The sequence below is a fragment of the Bacillus cereus group sp. N12 genome, from assembly GCF_016483575.1.
GTDB lineage: Bacteria > Bacillota > Bacilli > Bacillales > Bacillaceae_G > Bacillus_A > Bacillus_A toyonensis.
In genome coordinates, this window is record NZ_JAEHBO010000182.1 from 1 (window position 1) to 1,213 (window position 1,213).

The window sequence follows — 1,213 nt, forward strand, 5'->3', positions numbered from 1 at the left end:
AACATATATTGTAGTATTGGAATAGGTTTCACTCACTTATTTCATTTTATTTTATAGTTTCCTTTAGGAGAACACCAACGGACATTGGTGTTCTTTTTAAGTAGGTTGGTTTTGAAAAAATAAGAAGTTTTTTTTGTTTTAAATTTGTACTTGTTGTATTTGTAAAATTTTTAAAGTAAGGTTTAATACAATTATTTCACGAAAAGTATTAAATGGTTCATTTAAGTTTGTTAGACAAGGGGAAAAGTCTAATCCAACAATTTGAGTACTGACTAATTCGCAATATGGTTGTTTGTTATAATAAACTGTATCTCCGAAGGAACATTTTTCTAAATGTGGTAGATCACCGTTTTTAGGATTAATAAAATGAAAAGTAGTATTTGAGGAAGAAGCTATTAAAGCTAAAGATAGAAAATCATCCTCTATTAGATCTGTGGAACCAGAAAATGGAACATTTACAATAGAGTTATATATAATTCCATTATATTCATCATTTACATACTCAATATTTTTACGAATATACCCTTGTAAAAATAATTTAGCTTTGTTAACTAGTTTATAATCTGTACCTGGTATTGGAATAAATGCTAAAGGAAGTAACTCACATTGTGTCAAAAATACGTTGTTTTTTAAAATACGTTTAATTTCAATTGCTGGAGGATCTAATGAAATATTGGATTCTACAACAATTTGAATTGTCCTTTCAGCTAATATAACTGGCATTTGTACAAGCGGTGCTTCTGTATTAATAATCGGTGCTGCAATTTTATCACTTAATGGTGTTTGAGTTTGTCCTAGCACCTGACATGATGTATTAATTGGATCTTGTTCACTCATGTTGTTTAGTCTCCTTTTTGAAAGTACTTTAGATTTTTTAAACTGTTCAATGCCAATGTATTAATTTTTTTTCATTTATGTTATTCTCATCTATAAATTATATTTACGTTATATACAGAATTAATAATATAAATTTATTATAAAAAAGAGTAATATGATTTTTGTGTGTTTAATTCTTTTAATTTATTTATAATTTTGAGGATATTAAGAGATTTATCATGAAGTCAATATTTAAGAGATGTTATATAAAAATTAAAATATTTAAAAACATAGATAAAATTCCACTTTTATACCTTTCAGTAAAATATTAATAGCATTATATATTATAAGGATTGCTTGTCCTTAAATGTAAATGAAAGGGGGGATTGATATGGGT

General features: G+C 25.9%; 1 protein-coding gene. It reads right to left on the reverse strand.

The features are described 5' to 3' along the window. Positions 1-138 precede the first annotated feature (138 nt). Positions 139-837 (reverse strand): CsxC family protein, encoded by a 699-nt coding sequence (locus JDS92_RS30020; RefSeq protein ID WP_097956911.1) that lies wholly within the window; start codon positions 835-837, stop codon positions 139-141. Positions 838-1,213: the final 376 nt, after the last annotated feature.

Coding starts and splice junctions, on each gene's coding strand:
- JDS92_RS30020 (WP_097956911.1), bottom strand. CDS start 837: ATGAGTGAACAAGATCCAATTAATACATCATGTCAGGTGCTAGGACAA.